Below are 747 nucleotides of genomic sequence, written 5' to 3'. Positions count from 1 at the left end.
ATACTCTCTGCCAGGATGCGGTCTTCCACGAGACGGACCACACGGTCCTTCGCCTCCTGATCAAACTTCTTCGGCATGTTCCAAATTTTCCCATCTACTCAAACGGAACAAAACCTGGGGCACTTCACATCACCAAAATGAGCAGCAACCTGACCCAACTCATCAGAACGAGCAGCCCACGCAGCAGCCTTGACCTCAGCATGAGAAGAACACACAGCATTCACATACCGCATCGGATTAAAGACCGAAGAATTAGCAGCCTTCTGCCCCAAGGCAAGAGCCTTAGCACCAGCAACCTCAGCCTTCACCGCAAACCGCCCAGACCGAAAAGCATTCACCGCAGAACCAGCCTTACCCACCACAGACACCGCAGCACCACCCAAACCACCAGCAACACCACCAATCAAAGTATCCAAACCAACCTTGCCCCAATCAACACGACCATCCTCACCCCTATTAGTCAGAATCGACAAACCACCAGAGAGCAAACCACCACCAACAGCACCAGCAACAATCAACCCCACCGGCCCGGTAGCGACCAAAGCAGCAACAGAAACCACAGTCCCGGCAATAATGGCAGCAGTAGCGATAGCCTCTGCGTGTTCATCAGCCCACCGGCGCACACCAGAGACAATCCGCTCACCAGCACGGCCCCGAACATCAGCCCGATACTCCCTAAACTCAGAAGCGGTCACCGGCGACAAACCCCACGGATCCACCAACCCCACCGGATCATTCCCCACAAAC

1 protein-coding gene is annotated in these 747 nt (G+C 54.9%); it reads right to left on the bottom strand.

What is annotated here, in order from left to right:
• Nucleotides 1–98: 98 nt before the first annotated feature.
• The coding region (locus ABD982_RS11235; RefSeq protein WP_345447658.1) for a hypothetical protein at nucleotides 99–747 on the bottom strand (649 nt) is incomplete at its 5' end.

This window comes from Rothia endophytica, from assembly GCF_039543885.1.
Classification (GTDB): domain Bacteria; phylum Actinomycetota; class Actinomycetes; order Actinomycetales; family Micrococcaceae; genus Rothia; species Rothia endophytica.
This window is presented reverse-complemented; position numbering and strand designations above follow the sequence as displayed.